Genomic DNA, 19600 nt, shown 5'->3' on the forward strand with positions numbered 1-19600 from the left:
GCATGGGGTTTTCGGCCATTTTCATCCATCGGCCGGTGGCCACTGTCTTGCTCAGTCTGGGTGTGGTGTTGGCTGGCATTCTCGGTTTTTTCGCCTTGCCAGTAGCGCCTTTGCCGCAGGTGGATTTTCCCACCATCAGCGTACAGGCCAGCTTGCCCGGTGCCAGTGCTGAAACCATGGCTGCCACGGTGGCCACCCCACTGGAACGGGCCCTGGGGCGCATTGCGGGGGTGACCGAGATCACCTCCAACAGTACGCAGGGCAGCACTGGCATCACCATTCAGTTTGATCTGGACCGCGACATTGACGGTGCAGCACGAGAAGTTCAAGCCGCCATCAATGCATCCCGCTCACTGCTGCCCTCGGGTTTGCCCAGCAATCCCACCTATCGAAAGGTCAACCCGGCGGATTCTCCGATTCTTATTCTCGCTCTCACCTCTGAGCACCACACGCGCGGCGAGTTGTACGACTATGCTTCCACCATCCTCTCGCAGCGCTTGTCGCAAATTGATGGGGTGGGGCAGGTCAACATTGGCGGTGGTGCATTGCCCGCTGTACGGGTGGATGTTGACCCCAACCGCCTGTCGGCCAAAGGCCTTAGCCTGGAAGATGTGCGCAATACGATTGCCAACTCCAACACCAACCGCCCGGTGGGTTTGGTCGAAAGCGTCGACCATTATTGGCAAATCGGGCTGAACAGTCAGTCTAGAGAAGCCGATGAATACAAGCCCTTGGTGGTGCGTTACCAACATGGTGCCGCCATCCAGTTGCAGGATGTGGCACGCGTGTCTGATTCAGTGCAGGACATTCGCACCTATGGTGCCGCCAACGGCAAGCCGGCAGTGGTGTTGGTGGTGTATCGTTCGCCCGGTGCCAACATCATTGGCACAGTGGACCGCATTCGTGAGTTGCTGCCCAAGCTGCGAGCCATGGTGCCGGCGGCCATCAGTGTGGATGTGGTGTTGGACCGCACGCCCACCATTCGCGGCTCGCTGAAAGAAGTGGAAAAAACGCTGTTGATTTCAGTGGCCCTGGTGTTGATGGTGGTGTTGCTGTTCCTCAAAAAATGGCGCGCCGCGGTTATTCCCAGTGTGGCCGTGCCCGTTTCATTGATTGGCACGTTTGCCATTATGTATTTGCTGGGCTACAGCCTGGACAACCTCTCGTTGATGGCCATTGTGGTGGCCACCGGCTTCGTGGTGGACGACGCCATTGTGGTGCAGGAAAACATCGTCCGTCACATGGAGCGTGGAAAATCGGCCTACCGTGCAGCACTGGACGGGTCTCGCGAAATTGGGTTTACCGTCATCTCAATTAGCCTGTCGCTCATCGCGGTGTTCATTCCGGTGTTGTTGATGGGCGGCATTGTGGGGCGGCTCTTCCGCGAGTTTGCAGTCACCTTGTCGGCAGCCATTGTGGTGTCGCTGGTGGTGTCGCTCACGCTCACACCGTCCATGGCTGCGTATCTGCTGAAGCCCTCGGATCCATCGCCTTCGGCCGGGCGCTTCAGCCGTTTCATGGCATGGGTGGACAGTGGTTTACGAGCGATTCGTCGGGGTTACCGAAAAAGCCTGGCCTGGTCCATTCGTCACGCCTGTGTGGTCATGGTCCTGTTGCTGGCCACGGTGGCACTCAATGTGTACCTCTACATTCACATTCCCAAGGGCTTTTTTCCTCAACAGGACACCGGTCGTTTGTTGGGTTTCATTCGTGGTGATCAAAGCATTTCCTACCAGGCCATGGAAGGCAAAATGAACCAGCTCATGGCGATTGTGCAAGCCGACCCTGATGTGTCGGCAGTGGTGGGCTTTGTGGGTGGGGGGCGCCGCAATGGTGGCTTTATGTTCGTCACGCTTAAACCCTTGAAGGAGCGCAGCGCAAAAATGGTGGAAGTGCTCGGGCGGCTGCGCAAGCAATTGGCCCATGTGCCGGGCGCTTCGTTGTTCCTCACACCCGCGCAGGATGTCCGCATTGGCGGGCGTCAAACCAGTTCCGAGTTTCAATTCACCTTGCTGGCCGATGACTTGAGCGTGCTGCGCGATTGGGAGCCCAAAGTCCGCGATGCCATGTCAGCCTTGCCGCAGTTGGTGGACATTGACACCGATCAACAAGACAAGGGTTTGCAAAATAACCTCGTGATTGATCGCGATGCTGCTGCCCGTTTTGGCCTGAGTGTGCGTGACATTGACACCACGTTGAACAACGCGTTTTCGCAGCGTTTGGTGTCAACCATCTACAATCCCTTGAACCAATACCGGGTGGTGTTGGGGCTCAACGAGTTTTATCTGCAAGGGCCAGAAAGCCTGAAGGCCATTCGCTTCTCCACGCCCGATGGCGGGCAAGTGCCACTGTCGGCCTTTGCCCGGGTGGTGCCGGGCAATGCGCCCTTGTCCGTCAGTCACGATGGTGGCTTTCCATCCTCCACCATCAGTTTTGGTTTGGCACCCGGCTATTCGCTCAGTGAGGCCTCGGCAGCGGTTCAACAGGCTTATGATCGTCTCACGCCACCGGTGGCTCTGCGGGGCACATTCCAAGGCAGTGCGGGGGCTTTTCAGCAATCGCTCTCCAGCCAGCCGCTGTTGATTTTGGCGGCCATGGTGACCATTTACCTGGTCTTGGGCATCCTTTATGAAAGCTTGGTGCACCCACTCACCATTTTGTCCACCTTGCCGTCGGCTGGCGTTGGCGCTTTGCTGGGGCTGATCCTGTTCGGTGAAGAGTTTGGCGTCATTGCGCTGATTGGTGTCCTCTTGCTCATCGGCATTGTGAAAAAAAACGCCATCATGATGATCGACTTTGCGATCGACCGGCAGCGCCGAACAGGCTCATCGGCTGCGCCCGCCATTTACCGGGCAGCGGTGCTGCGCTTTCGTCCCATTCTGATGACCACCTTGGCGGCCATGTTGGGCGCCGTGCCGCTGGCCCTGGGCAGTGGGGATGGTGCCGAACTGCGCACGCCGCTGGGCATCGCGATTGTGGGTGGCCTATTCATGAGCCAACTGTTGACCCTGTACACCACACCGGTGGTGTACATCCTGCTGGACCGCTATCTAGGGAAGTCGAAACGATGATTGCTTTGTCCAAACGCCTTGCGCACTGGTGTGGGGCTGTAGCACTGTTGCTGTCGGTCAGCGCTTGCAGCCTGGCACCAACGTACAACACTCCCCCGCTCGGCACCGCAGTTCCCGCTGAATTCAAGCAGGACGGCCCATGGCGCCCCACAGCCGGGCAAGTGCAGTACCGTGCGGACTGGTGGGTGGTGTTCGACGACCCAGTCCTGGCCCAGCTGGAAGAACAGCTCACCCAAAACAACCCGGGCATTGCCATTGCACAGGCCCAGTACCGCAGTGCGCGGGCTGCACTCGATGGTGCACGGGCCAGCCTCTTCCCCACCTTGAACGGCAACCTGGGCGCCACCCGCAGCCGCAACGGCAACACGGGCAATTCCACCGTCATTCAGTCGCCAGTGACCAACCTGTACACACTCTCGGCCCAGGCGGCTTGGGAAGTGGACGTGTGGGGCAAACTGTCCAATGGTGTGGACGCAGCGGACGCCCGGGCCCAGTCAGCCGCAGCGCTGGTGGGTTCTGCCCGGGTGAGTGCTCAGGCCTTGTTGGCCCAAAGCTATTTTTTGTGGCGGGCTTCGATGGAGCAGGAAGCCCTGCTTCAACGCAGCGTGGCAGCCTACACGCGGTTTCGCAGCCTCACCCAAAACCGGCTCAATGCCGGTGTGGCGTCCAAGCTCGACTTGGCGCAAGCCGACACGGTGTTGAACAACACCCGCACGCAGTTGTCTGAAGCCACTTTGTCACGGGTACAAACTGAAAATGCCATCGCCGTATTGCTGGGCATGGCCCCTGCAGCCCTGGCCTTGAACCCCAGTGGTGGCTGGTCCATCGAGCAGGCCGCCATACCAGCCACGCCGGACTTACTGCCCTCCGAACTGTTGCTCAGCCGGTTTGATGTCTATTCCGCCGAGCGGCAGGTGGCCGCGGCCAACGCCCAAATCGGTGTGGCCCGTGCCGCCTACTTCCCCAGTTTGAATTTGTCCGCCAGCACCGGGTTTCGCAGCAACAGTTGGACCAACCTCACCGCTTCCCCGGCACGGTTCTGGTCGGTGGGGCCTGCACTCGCTTTGAATCTGTTTGATGCGGGTGCCCGGTCCGCGCAGGTTGAGCAGGCCCGTGCAGCGTACGATCAAACAGCGGCCACGTATCGCCAAACGGTGTTGTCAGCCTTTCAGGAAGTGGAAGACAACCTGGCAGCCATTCGTTATTTGGCTGAGGAGCGTGCCTCGCAAATGCAGGCCTTGCAGTCGGCCCGCTTGGCCCGCGAGGTGGCTGAGAACCAATACAAGGCGGGCACGGCCGATGCCCTCACGGTGATCTCGGCCCAGGTGGCCGAGCTGAATGCTGAAACCGCCCGCATCAATCTGTGGAACCGCAGCGTGGCTGCGGTGGTTCAATTGTTGAAAAACACAGGTGGGCGGGCTGCTGGTCGTTAGTCGCTCGCAGGTTAATCGTTCGCAGTTTTTGGCAGGTCTACACCTTTGGGCCACAGCAGCCACAACCGCAGGGTTTGGCGGGTTTTACCCGCTGCCTCGCCGGCTGCATGCCCGGTGCCCCAAAAATAATCCGCCCGCACCCGGCCTCGGATTGCACCACCCGTGTCCTGGGCCAATGCAGCATGTTGTATTGGTTTTTGGTTTAGTGGGTTCGTGCTGTCCAGCCACATTAACGCACCGTAGGGCACCAGGCTGCGGTCCACTGCCAGACTGAACTCCCCGGTCAAGGGCAGGCCCAGTGCGCCGATTGGGCCCTGCTCAGGGCTGAGCACGGTGTTTTCCGCAAAAAACACCACGCTGGGGTTGTTGTTCAGCAGCTTGTCCACTTTGGTTGGGTTCTTCTCAGCCCAGGCGCGAATACCCGGGATGGTGGCCTGTGCGGTGGTCAGTTCACCCCATTCCACCAACACCCGACCAATGGCCTTGTACGGGTAGCCATTCTGGTCCGCATAGCTCAAGCGGATCTCGCTGCCGTCGGGCAATTTCACACGGCCCGAGCCCTGCACCTGCAACAAAAATGCGTCCAGTTTGTCATCCACCCACACCAGCACCTTGCCGCGTTGTGGGCCCACATTGGTTTCCCACTCGGCACGGTCGTAATAGGGCACCAAGGTGTTGCCTTCAATTCGGCCTCGAATGCGTTTGCCCTTGAGCTCTGGCACCAGCTCATCCAGCTTGACCGTGATCAAGTCCGAGGGCACGCCGTACAGGGGCACACCAAAGCGGCCACCCGGCTTGCGTGCGCCATTCAACAAAGGCTCGTAGTAACCCGTCAACAGGCCTTCCTTGCGACCGTCCTCCTGCTGCAGCTGCCACACATCCAGTTCTTTCTCCATCCAGTTGCGGGCCTCCTCATCGGTGTTGAGGCTGGATGCGCGCTTACACATCTCCACCAATCCGGCTGGGGTGGCTTTGCGACGCTGCAATACGCCACACTGCGCTATGAAGGCATTCAGCGTGGCTTTCTGCCCTTGCGTGTTCGCCCAACCCGGCAGTTGCGAAAAACTCGACTTTTCCAGCAAAGGCAGGGCCGGTGGTTTCTCGGCTGGTTTTTCCTCAGGGGCTGGGCAGGAACAATTCACCGGCTTTTGGGCCTGTGGCGGTAACGATTGCGTGGCGCAGCCGGCTACAATGCCAGCCAGGGTGATCTGGCAAAACCAGCGCCCAATGCGGAACATTTGAATACGGCGCATTTTCAGGGAATACATCAACATGTGGTTACTCATTGCAGAAATGGTGTTGGCGCTGGGCGCCATCGTGTTCATCATGTGGTGGACGCTGCGGGCCCGGGTTGACCATGCTGCACCACCCGATGAACCCGCTGTTGATCAGCCCGTGGCGCAGACCGCTCGTCAGCCCAACGATGACCCCGCATCGTCTGATCCGGGCAAGCCGCAGACTTAATGCGGAATTCGCACAGAATCAGTGCAACACCCGTGGCATCGACAGCATGAATTCCGGGACTTCCACCTGGAATTGCTCACCGCCTTCGCCCACAAAGGTGTAGTCGCCTTTCATGGTACCCACCGGCGTGGGTAGCGGGCAGCCGCTGGTGTACTGGAACATCTGACCGGGTTTCAGGGTGGGTTGTTCCCCAACCACGCCATCGCCGCGAATTTCCTGAACAATTTTGTAGGCATCGGTGATGATCCAGTGACGGCTCACCAGTTGGGCGGTGGCGGTGCCCACGTTCTCAATTTCAATGGTGTAGGCAAACACGTAAGGCCCTTTGTCCTTGTCGCTTTGCTCATCAAGAAATTGGGTGCTGACACGCACTTCAAACTGGTAAGGTGAATCGCTGCTCATAATGGCTCTTGATATGCGCTCGTCGGCGCGTGGCGTCGGTGAAGGGTTTCCGGTCGATCAGTATGAGCCCAAAACGTCAAATTCACAATTGGACTTGCCGCAGCGTCTGCATGGAAGCCCACCCGCTGTTGTCGCCAACGCAGTGTCAGGCAGCCTGTTTGGATTAAACTAGCGCTTTGCAAGGTGCGTTGCGCACCGTGTCCATGTCGCATTCCACCAGGTTGATGTCCATGAATTCTTTCGTGATTGCCCCCAGTATTTTGTCGGCCGATTTTGCCCGTTTGGGTGAAGAGGTCAAAAATGTGATTGCTGCGGGCGCAGACTGGATTCACTTTGATGTGATGGACAATCACTATGTGCCCAACCTGACCATTGGCCCCTTGGTGTGCGAGGCTTTACGCCCCCACACCACGGCCCCGATTGATGTGCACCTCATGGTGCGCCCGGCAGACCGAATCATTCCCGATTTTGCCAAAGCGGGTGCCAACATCATCAGTGTTCACCCGGAGGGCACCGACCACCTGGACCGCACCCTGAGCCTGATTCGTGACCAAGGTTGCCAAGCCGGTGTGGTTCTGAACCCAGCCACCCCTGTGCAGTGGCTGGACCACATCATGGACAAGCTGGACCTGGTTTTGCTTATGTCGGTCAACCCGGGTTTTGGTGGGCAAAGTTTCATTCCCCAAACCCTCAACAAATTGGCCGAAGTGCGCCGTCGCATCGACGCCCATGTGTCTGCCGGCGGAAACAACATTCGCCTCGAGGTGGATGGTGGCGTAAAGCCCGACAACATTGCTGCCATTGCCAAAGCCGGCGCAGACGCTTTTGTGGCGGGTTCCGCCATATTCGGCAAGCCCGATTACAAAGCCGTGATTGATGCCATGCGCGCCGAGTTGGCTGGAGTGGCAGCGCAGAGGGCAGCATGAGCATCCGCGCCATCCTGTTTGACCTGGACGGGACCTTGCTGCACACCGTGCCCGACCTGGCTGCCGCAGTCAATGCCATGTTGCGCGACCTTGCCTTGCCGGAGCTGGACGAGGCCACAGTGGCCACCTATGTGGGCAAGGGTGCAGAAAACCTGATTCACCGCAGCCTGACCGGCAGCTTGGATGGCCGCGCGGATGCCGCCCTGTTTGAAAAAGCCAATGCCATTTGGCATGCCCATTACGAACAGATCAATGGGCAGCATGCCGAGTTCTACCCCGGTGTGCTTGAGGGGCTTGAGGCGTTTGCGCAAGCCGGTTTGAAACTGGCGGTGGTAACCAACAAACCTGAACGCTTTACAGGCCCACTGCTGGCGCGCAGCGGCATTGCCTGTTATTTCAGCGTGGTCATTGGTGGCGACACTTTCGAGCGCAAAAAGCCCGACCCCTTGCCGGTGCTGAAAGCCTGCGAACGTTTGGGTGTCTCGCCCAGCGAGGCGCTGTTTATTGGCGACTCACTCAATGATGCGCAAGCAGCCCGCGCAGCCGGCGTGCCGTGTTGGCTCTTGCCGTATGGTTACAACGAAGGTCGACCCATTGAAAGCACACCGTGCGACGGCCACATCAATACCTTGTTGCAGGCAGCCGAACGCGTGTGTGCCCAACAGCCCATCCAGGTGAATCCATGATTTCCCGCTCCGAATTTGATGCGTTGGTCGCACAGGGTTATAACCGCATCCCCTTGATCGCCCGATGCTACGCCGACCTCGACACGCCGCTGTCCATCTACTTCAAACTGGCCAACCAAAAAAACACTTTCCTGCTGGAATCGGTGGTCGGTGGCGAGCGTTCCGGTCGGTACTCCTTCATCGGTTTGCCGTCCAGCATCACGCTGGAAGTGATCGAAAACCGCGTGGAGGTCAGTCACACCGACAGCCAGGGGCATCGTACCGTGACCGAGCAGTTTTCCGGCGATCCGCTGGCTTTTATCGAGCAGTACCACGCCCGTTTTAAAGTACCGTCTGTTGAAGGCTCGTCCCGGTTTTTCGGTGGCTTGGCCGGTTACTTTGGTTACGACACAGTTCGGTACATCGAAGGCCGTCTTGAACACAGCCGCAAGCCCGATGATCTGGGCATTCCCGATATTCTGCTGATGCTCACCGACCGCATGGCAGTGGTGGACAACATCAAAGGCACGATTCAGCTCATCGTCTTTGTTGATCCGTCCAGCGCACAGGCCTATGAGGAGGGTGCAGCTGAACTAAACCGCTTGATGGTTCAGCTTCGCACGCCAGTGTCTATCCCGCTTAGTGGCGCTGCCGAGGTCACGCCGATTGAGCACAACATGAGCAAAGACCACTTCTTTGACATGGTGGCCAAAGCGAAGGATTACATCGCGGCTGGCGATGTCATGCAGGTTGTGATCGGCCAACGGCTGTCCAAACGGTTCACGCAAAATGCGCTCTCTCTGTACCGCGCGTTGCGCTCACTCAACCCATCGCCCTATCTGTTTTACTACAACTTTGGCGATTTCCAGGTGGTGGGTTCCTCGCCCGAAATTCTGGTTCGCCAAGACCAGCAAGCTGACCAACAATCCCTCATCACCTTGCGTCCCATCGCCGGCACACGCCCTCGCGGGAGCACTGTCGAGCAGGATTTGGCGCTCGCCGACGAGTTGTTGGCAGATCCGAAAGAAATTGCCGAGCATGTGATGTTGATCGACCTGGCCCGCAATGATGTCGGTCGCATCGCGCAAACCGGCAGCGTACAGGTCACCGAGAAAATGGTGATTGAGCGGTATTCACACGTCATGCACATCGTGAGCAATGTACAGGGTGTGCTCAGGCCTGGTTTGTCGGCCATGGACGTGTTGCGTGCAACCTTCCCGGCGGGCACTCTGTCTGGTGCACCCAAGGTACGCGCCATGGAAATCATCGACGAACTGGAGCCCACGAAGCGGGGCGTGTATGGCGGTGCTTGCGGTTACCTCAGTTTCACGGGCACCATGGATGTGGCCATTGCCATCCGCAGTGGTGTCGTGAAAGACAACATGCTCTACGTGCAAGCGGGTGCTGGTGTGGTGGCCGATTCCGTGGCCGACAGTGAGTGGCTGGAAACCGAGAACAAAGCCCGCGCTGTCATGCGGGCTGCAGAGCTGGTTCAAAACGGACTGGACGGCGAGCTCAGCTAGCCCCAAGTCGCTCAACCTCAGCAGAACGGACCTCTCCCCCAAACAGGGAACAGTCACCGAGTACTCATCCCGTTTTAACTACAGGCGTGCATGGTGCACCTGTAAAAAACGGGAGGATGTGTGAAACTGTTGCTCTTGGAAGATGATCGCCAGTCGGCGCTTGCATTGATCAAATCATTGGAAATGCAGTGGCCCGGTGTCGTAGATTGGGTGAGTTCATGCAACGACGCTGCTGTCCAGTTGGCAGGCCCCCATTACATTCCCTTGGTGATCTGTGAGTTAAATCTGCCCGATGGCGATGGGGCGCATCTCTTGCGCCTGGCCCATGAAAAGGGGCAGTTGGCCTTCACCACCACTGTGATGATGACAACCCATCCGCAGCGCCAGCAGGTTCTGCAGGCCCGGGCGGCCGGTGCCCAGCGCCTGGTCATCAAGCCCCTGCAGCCTCATGTGCTCCATGCGTCGATGGACAACGTGTTGGAGCAACTCAAACGCATGAACCAAGGCATTGGTCGTCAATCCCCTGTGGAGGATATTCAGGTTTTCGCCGATGATTTGACGGCGTTGCGGGTAGAAAACCTGACTGACCGCGCGTTGATGCACCTATACCAAAGGGCTACCCACCTGGGTTTTCACTCCATGACCCAAGCCATCACCCGTCTACGCCACTATCTGGGGCGTCCTGGTCGACGCGCCACCGAGATCGAGAGTGCTCTGGCGGCATTGAACAGTCACTGCACCGGCTTATTGCCATTGTTGGTCGGCTAGTGGGCTCTTGAAACCGCTTGTTGCGCTGGATGCCCCGGTTTTAGGTCGATCTGTGGGAGAATTAAGCAATCCCGGCTTATTCTCCATTCGTAGGCGCACCATGCTCCTGATGATCGACAATTACGACAGCTTCACCTTCAACCTGGTTCAGTATTTTGGCGAACTGGGTCAGGATGTGCGTGTGGTCCGCAATGATGCGATCACGGTGGATGAAGCCCTGTCCCTCAAGCCCGCCGCGGTGTGTGTGTCCCCTGGACCCTGTTCACCTGCGCAAGCCGGGGTGTCCATCGAAATCATCCAGCGGTTTGCTGGCGTTGTACCTGTGTTGGGGGTTTGCCTAGGCCATCAAGCCATCGGAGAAGCCTTTGGTGGCCAGGTGGTGCGCGCCAAAACCATCATGCATGGCAAAACATCGCCAGTGCACCACCACAATGTGGGCGTGTTTGAAGGTTTACCCAATCCGCTCACCTGCATTCGGTACCATTCCCTGGCCATTGAGCGTGACAGTCTGCCGGCCTGCCTGGAAATCACAGCCGAAACAGCCGACGGTGAAATCATGGGTGTGCGGCACCGCCAGTTCGATGTGGAAGGCGTTCAGTTTCACCCCGAATCCATTCTGAGCGATCGGGGCCATGACCTTCTCCGCAATTTTCTAAAGCGTGTGGCCTGTCACCAAGCGGCCTGACTCCATCTTCATCGCATCACCATGTCCGAGTCCTTCAGCTTCTCCGCCACCCTTAACCAGCTTCTCGCCGGCCGCGATCTGGATTACAACACCACCCGGCAAGCATTCGAACAATTGCTCAATGGGGGTCTAACGCCGGTTCAAGTGGCTGGTCTTCTGGTGGCTTTGCGAGTCAAGGGCGAAACAGTGGACGAGGTGGCAGCCGCCGCGCAGGTCATGCGTGATTTGGTCACGCCCGTGGTGTTGCCCGCCGATAGCCAAGTGGTTGATTTGTGCGGGACGGGCGGCGATGGCGCCCAAACCTTTAACATTTCCACCGCATCCATGTTTGTCTTGGCCGCCGCGGGTGGCCAGGTGGCCAAGCATGGGGGCCGCAGTGTGTCTTCCAATTCCGGCAGTGCCGATGTATTGGAACTCCTCGGCGTCAATATCAATTTAAAGTCCGAGCAGGTGGCCCAATGCATTCAGGCGGTGGGAATCGGTTTCATGTTTGCCCCCAACCACCACAGTGCCATGCGGTTTGCAGGCCCCGTCCGGAAAGAACTGGGTGTGCGCACGGTGTTCAATATCTTGGGGCCGCTCACCAACCCGGCCCTGGCCAGGCGTCAGGTCATGGGCGTGTACAGCGCCAATCTGCTCGATCTGCAAGCGCAGGTTCTGGCCCGCTTGGGCTCGGTGCGTGCCCTCATCGTTCACGGCAACAATGGCATGGACGAACTGTGCATTGAATGCGACTCCCAAGTTGCCGAGTTGAACAACGGAATTGTGACTCGTTACACCGTTCGCCCCGAGGACTTCGGTTTACATCGTGCCTCACACGATGATCTCAAGGCCCGGTCCGTGGAAGAGTCCCGCGACAAGATTTTCCATGCGTTGGAAGGCAAGGGTGGTGCTGTGGGCGACATTGTCTTGCTCAACGGCGCTGCGGGTTTGTACACCGCGGGGCTGGTCAATAGTCTGCATGAGGGTGTAGAGCTGGCACGCCAGCAGGTGTCCACGGGGGCCGCGCTGCGCAAGCTGCGCGAGTTTGTCGAATTCACCCAATCGGTCTCACGCTGAGCGGTTTCACACAGAGGTCTCCATGAGCGACATTCTCGATAAAATCCTCGCCACCAAACGTGAAGAAATTGCACTGGGTAAACAAATATTGACTGAAGTGCAGTGGTTGACCAAAGCGGCTCGCCTGGAGCCAGCTCGAGGGTTTATCAAAGCCATGCGAGCCGCGGTGGCCGCTGGCAAGCCGGCAGTCATTGCGGAGGTCAAGCGGGCCAGTCCCAGCAAGGGCATTCTTCGAGAGCCCTTTGATCCGGAAGCGATTGCCAAAAGCTATGCCGAACATGGCGCAACCTGTCTCTCGGTGCTCACCGACATTCAATATTTCAAGGGTGCACCGCAGTACCTTGACATGGCCCGCCAAGCCAGCGGTTTACCGGCCATCCGCAAAGATTTCATCATCGATACTTACCAAGTGGTTCAAGCCCGCGGCTTGGGGGCAGACGCAATTTTGCTCATCGTCTCTGCCCTGGATCTACCCCAGTTGCTTGAACTTGAAAGTTGTGCCCACGAGCTTGGCATGGATGTCTTGGTGGAAGTACATGATGATGCTGAAATGGACATCGCCTTGCAGATGAAAACACCATTGGTGGGTGTGAACAACCGCAACTTGCGCACGTTTGAAGTGTCGCTCGACACCACACTGGCCTTGCGTCACAAAGTGGGTGAACAGCACCTGCTGGTCACCGAAAGCGGCATTACAACCGTTGATGATGTTCAGCGCATGCGCAGCCATGGTGTTCATGCATTTCTGGTGGGTGAAGCCTTCATGCGCGCTTCATCGCCGGGCGAGGCCTTGGCCGAGCTCTTCGCATAAAGGCACAGCTCAAGCCGCCCGAACCGCCTCGGTGTCCTGCACACACCAGGGCGCTGCGATTGCAGCCTTCAGCGACTCATCCTTGCGCACCATCCATTCGGTGGGTTGTGCTGCATCCAGCACCAAGGTGAATTGCATGAGTCGTTCTGCCCGAAAACCCAGCAGCGTTACCGTGTCACCGGGTTGTGCACTGGCCAGTCGGCGTTTGTACTGGCTCTCGGTGGCTTTGCGTTCATCCAGCGCCACCACCACATCCCCTGCGGACAATCCCGCAGCATGGGCCGGGCTGCCGTTTAACACCTGCTTCACCTGAACACCTTCTGCAGAAAATTGGACATTCATGCCCACAAAGACCGGGCTCTCTGCGGCCTTGGCGTCCAACACATAACCACACGCACGCAGGCTCTCCTGCAGAGGCAGCTCATCGGTGCTGTAGGCCCACTGTTGAATCAGTGCGCCTGCATCCACGCCGGTGGCTTCCTGTACCAACGCTGGAAATTCGGATTCTTCCAGGCCTGATTGTTCAGTACCCTTTTTTGCCCACATGAGGCGCATGACATCATCCAGGCTGCGCCGCCCCTGTGTGCTGGCCCGCAAATGGCTGTCTAGGCAGAATGCAATCAACGCGCCTTTGGTGTAGTAACTCACCACCGAATTGGGTGCGTTTTCGTCTTGCCGATAGTATTTGGTCCACGCATCCAGTGAGCTGTCGGCCACACTTTGTACCAATCGCCCCCGGTTCTTCAGCACCTGGCTAATCGTTCTTCCCAAGGCCTTCAGATAGGCCATCTCGTCCATCTTGCCAGCCCGCACCAGCATAAGGTCATCGTAGTAGGAGGTAAAACCTTCAAAAATCCACAGCAATCGTGTGTAATTTTCCTGGGTCAAGTCATACGGCAGAAACACGGCTGGCTTCATGCGCTTCACATTCCACGAATGGAAATACTCGTGACTGCACAAGCCCAGAAATTCCTCATAGCCCTTGGGGGCCTCGGCCACGCCCCGTTGGGGCAAGTCAGCCCGCGCGCACAGCAGTGCTGTGCTGTTTCGATGCTCCAGGCCTCCATAACCTTTGTCCGTGGCGTGCAGCAAAAAACAATACCGCCCGAAAGGTGCTTGCTTTTGTTCAGGGTCAAACAAGGCAATTTGCGTTTCGCACACGGGTTTCAGGTCGTCACAAATCCGAGTGACATCGGCGTCTGAGTCTGCCCCGTACACAACCAATGCATGGTGAACACCGCAAGCCTCAAAGGTCCCCACCACCAGCTCGCCCATCTCAACCGGGTGGTCGATCAGCATGTCATAGTCACGCGCGCTGTAGGTGGCAGACTGTCCTGTAGCCAACACGACAAACCCGGTCTTGTCCAGAAATCCGTCGTGTTGCACCACAGCCAGTCCGGTGGCCACCGTCCACTGCGCTTGTCGACAGTCAGCCGCTTTGGTCAGTGTGAGCTCAATGGGTTGTTGCTCCAGGCCTTTGGGGCACAAAAACAGGCTGGTGCCATTGAAAAAAGCATGGGTCTCATCCACATGTGCGCCGCGAACCGACAGGTCCCAGCAATACACTGTCCACTCACACGTGATTTGGCCGGGCTCATTCGGTGAGCTCAGCATCAATTGCCAGTGATCTTTGTTCAGCTTTTGCACGGCCAGCGGTTTACCGTCAACCTGCGCCTGAACTGAAATCACGTGCCGGGAAAACTCCCGAATCATGTAGCTGCCTGGGATCCACGCCGGAAGACTCAGCACCGGTTGATCCAGTGAGCCGCCCGGCCATTCGAAGGCCAGAGACACATGCAGATAGTGGCCTTTGGGGTCAGCCACCCGGACGGTGTACTTCAGCATGTCTTTAAACCTTCACCACCACACGGCCAGTGTTGCTGCCAGCCATAATCTGGGCGGCAACATTCAAACTGTCTTCCAGTGAAATCACCCGCGACAACTTGGACAGTTTGTTCAAGTCCAGGTCTTTGGCGAGCCTTGCCCAGGCCTCTTCACGAACGGCAATCGGTGCCATCACCGAATCAATGCCTTTCAATGTCACGCCTCTCAGAATGAATGGCGCCACGGAAGATGGCAGGTCCATCCCTTGTGCCAAGCCGCAGGCGGTCACAGTACCGCCATATTTGGTTTGTGCGCAGGCATTGGCCAGGGTGTGCGAACCCACGCAATCCACCACGCCCGCCCAGCGTTCTTTCTGCAATGGTTTGCCCGCAGCGCTGATTGTGTTGCGGTCCAGCACCTCGTGGGCACCCAGGCTTGTGAGGAACTCCGCTTGCTCGGGCTTGCCGCTGGTGGCCACCACCGTGTAGCCCAATTTGCTCAACAAGGCGATCGCCACTGAACCCACGCCACCGGTGGCGCCGGTCACCAAAATTTCACCATGCTCAGGTTTAACGCCAGATTTTTCCAATCCCAGCACACACAGCATGGCTGTATAGCCAGCCGTGCCAATCGCCATGGTTTGTTCCGCACTCAAACCGGCAGGGCGGTGAATCAGCCAGTCGCCTTTCAACTTGGCTTTGCCCGCCAGGCAGCCCCAATGGGTTTCACCCACACCAAATCCGTTCAGGATAACTGCATCACCCGTCTTGAAACGGGGGTGCTTACTTTCCAGTACAGTACCGGCACCATCAATGCCAGCCACCATGGGCCATTGCCGCACCACAGGCGACTTGTTACAAATCGCCAGGCCGTCTTTGTAATTCAGGGTTGAATGCGAGATCTCAACCAGCACGTCACCGTTGTCGGGCAACTGGCTTTCACTCAATTCTTCAATGCTGGCTTTGAATTCGCCTTGATCGTTTTTTTGTAGGAATACTGCTTTGAACATGTTGTCTCCGGCTTCTCTGTAGTCATTTCAACCTGCCAAAGACTACACCATTTATGCGAACCAAGCCGTCAGGGCCAACCCCAGCGTGGCGCCAATCGTGAGGTGGTTTCGCAATCTCAAGTAGCGTGTAAAGCCTTTGAGTGGCTTGAGCATGGCTTGGTCGACCAGCCACACCAACGCCAAAATTCCTGTCAAAACCCACAAGGTGGCCTCCGTGGGCGAAAATGCAGCAGCGATCCATGCCAAAAGGGACGGCGTCACGCCCCACACGAAGCTTCGAGTCTCAAATTCGGCAGGCGTCAGGCCAGCCAGGTAGGTCGGGTGTTGCAGGTTGGACTGCGTCAAGGCCAAGCCCCAATGAACCGCCCCCAAGAAGGAAACGATGCACAAGGCATATAGCAAGTTGATATGGGCATAGTCCGCCCCTGCCTCAGTGCCGTGATGGATTGCAGTGAGCACGGCCAATCCCCAAAAAGGAATCAGCCCGGCATAACCCAAAATATCCATCCAGCGGCTGGGTGTTTTGTCTGTCATGGTTGTTGACTCTCCAGTGCCAATTCACCCAGTGCCTCATCCAGCGAACCGACCATGCTGGTGGCCTCCCGATAAAACCTCGAAAAACTTTGCTGAAAGCTGCCAGGGTTGGGTAGCAAATTGGCTTGTTTGCTCCATTGGGCTGGCAGTAATTGCGTCAGCTTGTTATAGCCCGGGTTTAATGTCCACGCCATCTCTCCCTGGATTCCAGCTGGCATGAGGCTGTGCCGCAACTGGCTCATTGCACCACTGCGTCGGCTGTCCACCACAAGTATCGATTGGCAATGCCGACGCATGGGCTCTAGCACAAAGCGCCAACGACGCTCGCTCCAGGGGTGGTCCGCATGAAACGCCGCATCCAGCACGCCAATTTTGGTCATGCCGTCTTGGCTTTGAAGGCATCCAAGGTCCCAGGGGTGTACCCAGCGGACCGTATCGCCTGGTTGTAATCCAGTGACGTTCAGCAGCGTGGCGCCGTCATCGCCAACCTGGCGCGTATCGACCCAGAAAGCCCACGGCTGGTCGTTCGGTTGGATCGTCTGCGTCAGTTTGTCCAGCTCTTCCCAAAAGTTTTGTCCGCTGCCCAACACAAGGGGTATGTCCGCCCCCATGCTTTGAACGCCGCGTTCGGGGCCCACATCCCGTTTGCTCCGGGCTGTGGCCTCCAGGCTTTCATAGTCGGTGTCGATGCATGTTCCACTGCAATCCAGGTGCCGCGCGTATTTGCGAACATTCTCGGCATTGAAGACATAGGGCTTGTGGCTGAATGTGCCCGCCACCCACTGCCAACTCAAATGGTTGGACGCCAAGTCGCCATCCAGCAGATGGGCGTACATCCAGTCGGCCCCAGCTCGCCAATGTACCTTACGCAGGTGCACCGTGTACGACGCAATCCACATGCGTGTGTGGTTGTGGATGTAGCCGGTTTCATACAATTGCTGTACCCCAGCGTCAATCGCCGCAACGCCGGTGCGGGCTTCCAGAATGTCGGCAGGCATGTCCGTGGCGTAGCGCCCGCCCCACACCGGGCGACGTACATCCTTCAGAATGCCGTCCCCCAGTTCACCATGCACATGTTTGAAAAATTCTCGCCAGGCAAATTCAAACACCAGCTTGTCTTCAAAGCTCAACGGATGTCTTTGGTGAATGGCCTGGGTTGCCTCACGCACGCTAATAAAGCCATGCGTAATCCAAGGTGCCAAATGGGTTACCGCGCCATCCAGAAAATTGCGGGTTTTGCTGTACGCCAGCGGGTTGACCCTGGCCAGCACAGTCAAGGCTGCCTGCCGTGTGGGCGCAAAATCGGGAAGGAATCGTTGTTGCATAAAGGTGAGGCCCTTGCCGTTTTTTTGCAATTGAGGTGTCTGCCTGCGCAGTCGAGTCGCTTATTTCACCAGCGGACGGGTGTTGCGAAAGCCCCCGTCCACGTTCATCACCATGCCCGTAATCCGACGGGCGTCCTCGCTCAGCAGCCAATGCATAGCACCAGCCACGTCGTCCGGTGTGTTCACGCCATGCAGCGGGTATTGCTTTTCACTGGCAGCACGCATCACGTCGCTTTTCAGGAAAGCCTGGGCCATCGGACTGTCCGTCAAGCCCGGGGCTACGGCATTCACACGAATTCCATCGACTGCGTGCGTGGCGGCGGCGCTTCGCGCCAGTCCCTCGATCCCAGCCTTGGCGGCTGCAATCGCTTCATGATTGGCCACGCCAATGCCTGTGGCGCAGGTGGATATCAACACTGCGCTGCCGCCCTGGCCCTGTTGCTTGGCCAGTTTCAAAAATTCCTTCAGTCCGTGGCAGGCAGACAGCAGGTTCACCGACAGCACATCATGGAGCTGGGCGGCAGAAGTCTTGATCAGTGGTGCCACCAAAATTGAACCCACGCAATGCGCGTAGCCCTGCACAGCAACGCCCTGGTTCTGCAAGGTGGAAAATCCCGCCTCGACCGACGCTGGGTCGGTGGCTTGAATCTCAAGCAGCATCACACCCTCATCATCGCCATACAACGCCTGCAGCGCAGATCGATTCCGGCCTGCGGCCACAACCGCTTGTCCAGCAGCGCGACAGCGTCGAATCAATTGTTGGGCGATGGCACTGTTTGCGCCCATGACAAAAATATGTGAATTCACCCAAAATCTCCCAAACCACCTATTATTTTCGTATTTTGTCCTAGACAGAAAATAAAGTCACGACAAGATTCACGGGCGATCGCGGTCAGGGCGTCCTCAGGGTAGACTTTTTCACAAAATTCACATGGCTTAGATCAATGAGGAGACGCCCATGACTTATGAATGCATTCTTGTGGAAACCATCGGCAAGGTTGGCCTAGTGCGCCTGAACCGTCCCCAGGTGCTCAACGCGCTGAATGACCAGCTCATGACCGAGCTGGGGCAGGCGCTGTCTGGCTTTGATGCCGATGACAATATTGGTGCGATGGTCGTCACCGGCAGTGACAAGGCCTTTGCGGCGGGTGCAGACATCGCGGCCATGGCCAATTATTCCTACATGGATGTCTACAAAGGCGAATACATCACGCGCAACTGGGAAACCATCAAATCCGTTCGCAAGCCGGTGATCGCCGCTGTTCGGGGCTTTGCATTGGGCGGTGGCTGCGAACTCGCCATGATGTGCGACTTCATTATTTGCGCGGACACAGCAAAGTTTGGTCAGCCAGAGATCAAGCTAGGCATCATCCCCGGTGCAGGAGGCACGCAGCGTTTGCCCCGCGCGGTCAGCAAAGCCAAAGCGATGGACCTCTGTCTAACAGGCCGGATGATGGACGCCGCCGAAGCCGAGCGTGCTGGCTTGGTATCTCGGGTGGTGCCGGCGGATCGTTGTCTGGACGAAGCGCTGGAAGCGGCTACCGTGATTGCTGCCTATTCCATCCCATCCGTCATGATGGCCAAGGAAAGCGTGAACCGCGCATTCGAGGGCCCGTTGTCCGAGGGTATGCTGTTCGAGCGCCGGATGTTCCATAGTTTGTTTGCAACGGAAGACCAAAAAGAGGGCATGGCGGCGTTTGTCGGTAAGCGAAAGCCCGAATTCAAGAATAAGTGATCAAACGGTGGTCATATTGAAGTCTCAAGGACGCCTGTAAGGCGCCTTTGTGCACCTCGGCTGCAACTTGGAACGCTTGTTTGAATAAAAGAATCAAAAAATCTGAAAAAATTTTGAGACCTTCGGGTCTCAATTTTTTTGTGGGGTGTGTCTGAAAAATACTTGCGCGTCAGAGGCTTATTTTTGCCCTGTTGTTGTAAGTGAAAAACACCCATGGAGTACACATCACCTTTCTGTCATTTTTTTCCGAAAAGTGTTTGACAGGTGAGAAAGAGGTGTGCATAATCTCGTTTCTCTGCTGCACGACACGCAGCGCGAAACGAAGCAAGCAAGCGGTTTTCGAAGCGATTTGAAGATTGTAGCGTG

19 protein-coding genes are annotated in these 19600 nt (G+C 57.4%); 11 read left to right on the forward strand and 8 right to left on the reverse strand.

Annotated elements, in window-relative coordinates; genetic code table 11:
* Nucleotides 1-2 precede the first annotated feature (2 nt).
* Entirely contained in the window at nucleotides 3-3071 is a 3069-nt protein-coding gene (locus tag NQT62_RS14225) for a multidrug efflux RND transporter permease subunit (protein WP_256765400.1), read from the forward strand.
* Nucleotides 3068-4504, forward strand: coding sequence for an efflux transporter outer membrane subunit (locus tag NQT62_RS14230; RefSeq protein ID WP_256765401.1), 1437 nt, complete (start codon nucleotides 3068-3070; stop codon nucleotides 4502-4504). Before NQT62_RS14225 ends, NQT62_RS14230 begins: the two co-directional genes overlap by 4 nt.
* An 11-nt stretch (nucleotides 4505-4515) precedes the next feature.
* On the opposite strand, the gene mltA is transcribed toward NQT62_RS14230, so the two are convergent.
* Nucleotides 4516-5778 (reverse strand): murein transglycosylase A, encoded by a 1263-nt coding sequence (mltA, locus tag NQT62_RS14235; protein WP_256765402.1) that lies wholly within the window; start codon nucleotides 5776-5778, stop codon nucleotides 4516-4518.
* On the opposite strand from mltA, the gene NQT62_RS14240 reads away from it, so the two are divergent.
* The gene (locus tag NQT62_RS14240) at nucleotides 5777-5968 is read left to right on the forward strand and encodes a hypothetical protein (protein WP_256765403.1); all 192 of its coding nucleotides are present in this window, start codon (nucleotides 5777-5779) and stop codon (nucleotides 5966-5968) included. The two genes, mltA and NQT62_RS14240, sit on opposite strands and share 2 nt — an antisense overlap.
* 18 nt (nucleotides 5969-5986) lie before the next feature.
* Here the strand turns inward: NQT62_RS14240 and apaG are convergent, their stop codons facing one another.
* Nucleotides 5987-6370, reverse strand: a complete 384-nt coding sequence (apaG, locus tag NQT62_RS14245; RefSeq protein ID WP_256765404.1) for a Co2+/Mg2+ efflux facilitator ApaG/CorD — start codon at nucleotides 6368-6370, stop codon at nucleotides 5987-5989.
* Between the two features lie 230 nt (nucleotides 6371-6600).
* Between apaG and rpe the strand changes: the two genes are divergently transcribed.
* The 7 genes from rpe (at nucleotide 6601) to trpC (ending at nucleotide 12807) form a co-directional block, all read left to right on the forward strand.
* Nucleotides 6601-7296 (forward strand): ribulose-phosphate 3-epimerase, encoded by a 696-nt coding sequence (gene rpe, locus NQT62_RS14250; RefSeq protein ID WP_256765405.1) that lies wholly within the window; start codon nucleotides 6601-6603, stop codon nucleotides 7294-7296.
* Nucleotides 7293-7982: a phosphoglycolate phosphatase gene (locus NQT62_RS14255; RefSeq protein WP_256765406.1), complete on the forward strand. Its 690-nt coding sequence runs from the start codon at nucleotides 7293-7295 to the stop codon at nucleotides 7980-7982. The genes rpe and NQT62_RS14255 overlap by 4 nt, the downstream gene beginning before the upstream one ends.
* Nucleotides 7982-9484: an anthranilate synthase component I gene (gene trpE / locus NQT62_RS14260; protein WP_256765424.1), complete on the forward strand. Its 1503-nt coding sequence runs from the start codon at nucleotides 7982-7984 to the stop codon at nucleotides 9482-9484. Before NQT62_RS14255 ends, trpE begins: the two co-directional genes overlap by 1 nt.
* A 120-nt stretch (nucleotides 9485-9604) precedes the next feature.
* A complete protein-coding gene (locus NQT62_RS14265; protein WP_256765407.1) occupies nucleotides 9605-10252 on the forward strand; it encodes a response regulator in 648 nt (215 codons plus the stop codon).
* Nucleotides 10253-10352: 100 nt separating this feature from the next.
* A complete protein-coding gene (locus tag NQT62_RS14270) occupies nucleotides 10353-10937 on the forward strand; it encodes an aminodeoxychorismate/anthranilate synthase component II (protein WP_256765408.1) in 585 nt (194 codons plus the stop codon).
* A gap of 21 nt (nucleotides 10938-10958) precedes the next feature.
* Complete coding sequence (gene trpD / locus NQT62_RS14275; RefSeq protein WP_256765409.1) at nucleotides 10959-11996, forward strand: anthranilate phosphoribosyltransferase; 1038 nt, start codon at nucleotides 10959-10961, stop codon at nucleotides 11994-11996.
* 22 nt (nucleotides 11997-12018) lie between these two features.
* Nucleotides 12019-12807 carry an indole-3-glycerol phosphate synthase TrpC gene (gene trpC / locus NQT62_RS14280; protein ID WP_256765410.1) on the forward strand — a complete coding sequence of 263 codons (789 nt, stop codon included), beginning with the start codon at nucleotides 12019-12021 and terminating at the stop codon, nucleotides 12805-12807.
* Between the two features lie 9 nt (nucleotides 12808-12816).
* On the opposite strand, the gene NQT62_RS14285 is transcribed toward trpC, so the two are convergent.
* From NQT62_RS14285 to NQT62_RS14305, 5 genes are read right to left on the reverse strand one after another with little or no spacing between them, the layout of a single operon-like run.
* Nucleotides 12817-14652 (reverse strand): M61 family metallopeptidase, encoded by a 1836-nt coding sequence (locus tag NQT62_RS14285; protein WP_256765411.1) that lies wholly within the window; start codon nucleotides 14650-14652, stop codon nucleotides 12817-12819.
* Nucleotides 14653-14656: 4 nt separating this feature from the next.
* Nucleotides 14657-15640, reverse strand: a complete 984-nt coding sequence (gene acuI / locus NQT62_RS14290; protein ID WP_256765412.1) for an acrylyl-CoA reductase (NADPH) — start codon at nucleotides 15638-15640, stop codon at nucleotides 14657-14659.
* Nucleotides 15641-15691: 51 nt separating this feature from the next.
* Nucleotides 15692-16174 carry a DUF3429 domain-containing protein gene (locus NQT62_RS14295; protein WP_256765413.1) on the reverse strand — a complete coding sequence of 161 codons (483 nt, stop codon included), beginning with the start codon at nucleotides 16172-16174 and terminating at the stop codon, nucleotides 15692-15694.
* Nucleotides 16171-17499 carry an FAD-binding domain-containing protein gene (locus NQT62_RS14300; RefSeq protein ID WP_256765414.1) on the reverse strand — a complete coding sequence of 443 codons (1329 nt, stop codon included), beginning with the start codon at nucleotides 17497-17499 and terminating at the stop codon, nucleotides 16171-16173. Before NQT62_RS14300 ends, NQT62_RS14295 begins: the two co-directional genes overlap by 4 nt.
* Nucleotides 17500-17559: 60 nt before the next feature.
* Entirely contained in the window at nucleotides 17560-18306 is a 747-nt protein-coding gene (locus NQT62_RS14305; protein ID WP_256765415.1) for an SDR family oxidoreductase, read from the reverse strand.
* 151 nt (nucleotides 18307-18457) lie between these two features.
* Here NQT62_RS14305 and NQT62_RS14310 point away from each other — a divergent pair, with 151 nt between their 5' ends.
* Nucleotides 18458-19234 carry an enoyl-CoA hydratase gene (locus NQT62_RS14310; protein WP_256765416.1) on the forward strand — a complete coding sequence of 259 codons (777 nt, stop codon included), beginning with the start codon at nucleotides 18458-18460 and terminating at the stop codon, nucleotides 19232-19234.
* 169 nt (nucleotides 19235-19403) lie between these two features.
* On the opposite strand, the gene NQT62_RS14315 is transcribed toward NQT62_RS14310, so the two are convergent.
* Nucleotides 19404-19600, reverse strand: a 197-nt coding sequence (locus NQT62_RS14315) for a hypothetical protein (protein WP_256765417.1), incomplete at its 5' end; no start/stop codon positions are given.

The organism is Limnobacter humi (genome assembly GCF_024518835.1).
In the GTDB taxonomy this organism is placed as follows: domain Bacteria; phylum Pseudomonadota; class Gammaproteobacteria; order Burkholderiales; family Burkholderiaceae_B; genus Limnobacter; species Limnobacter humi.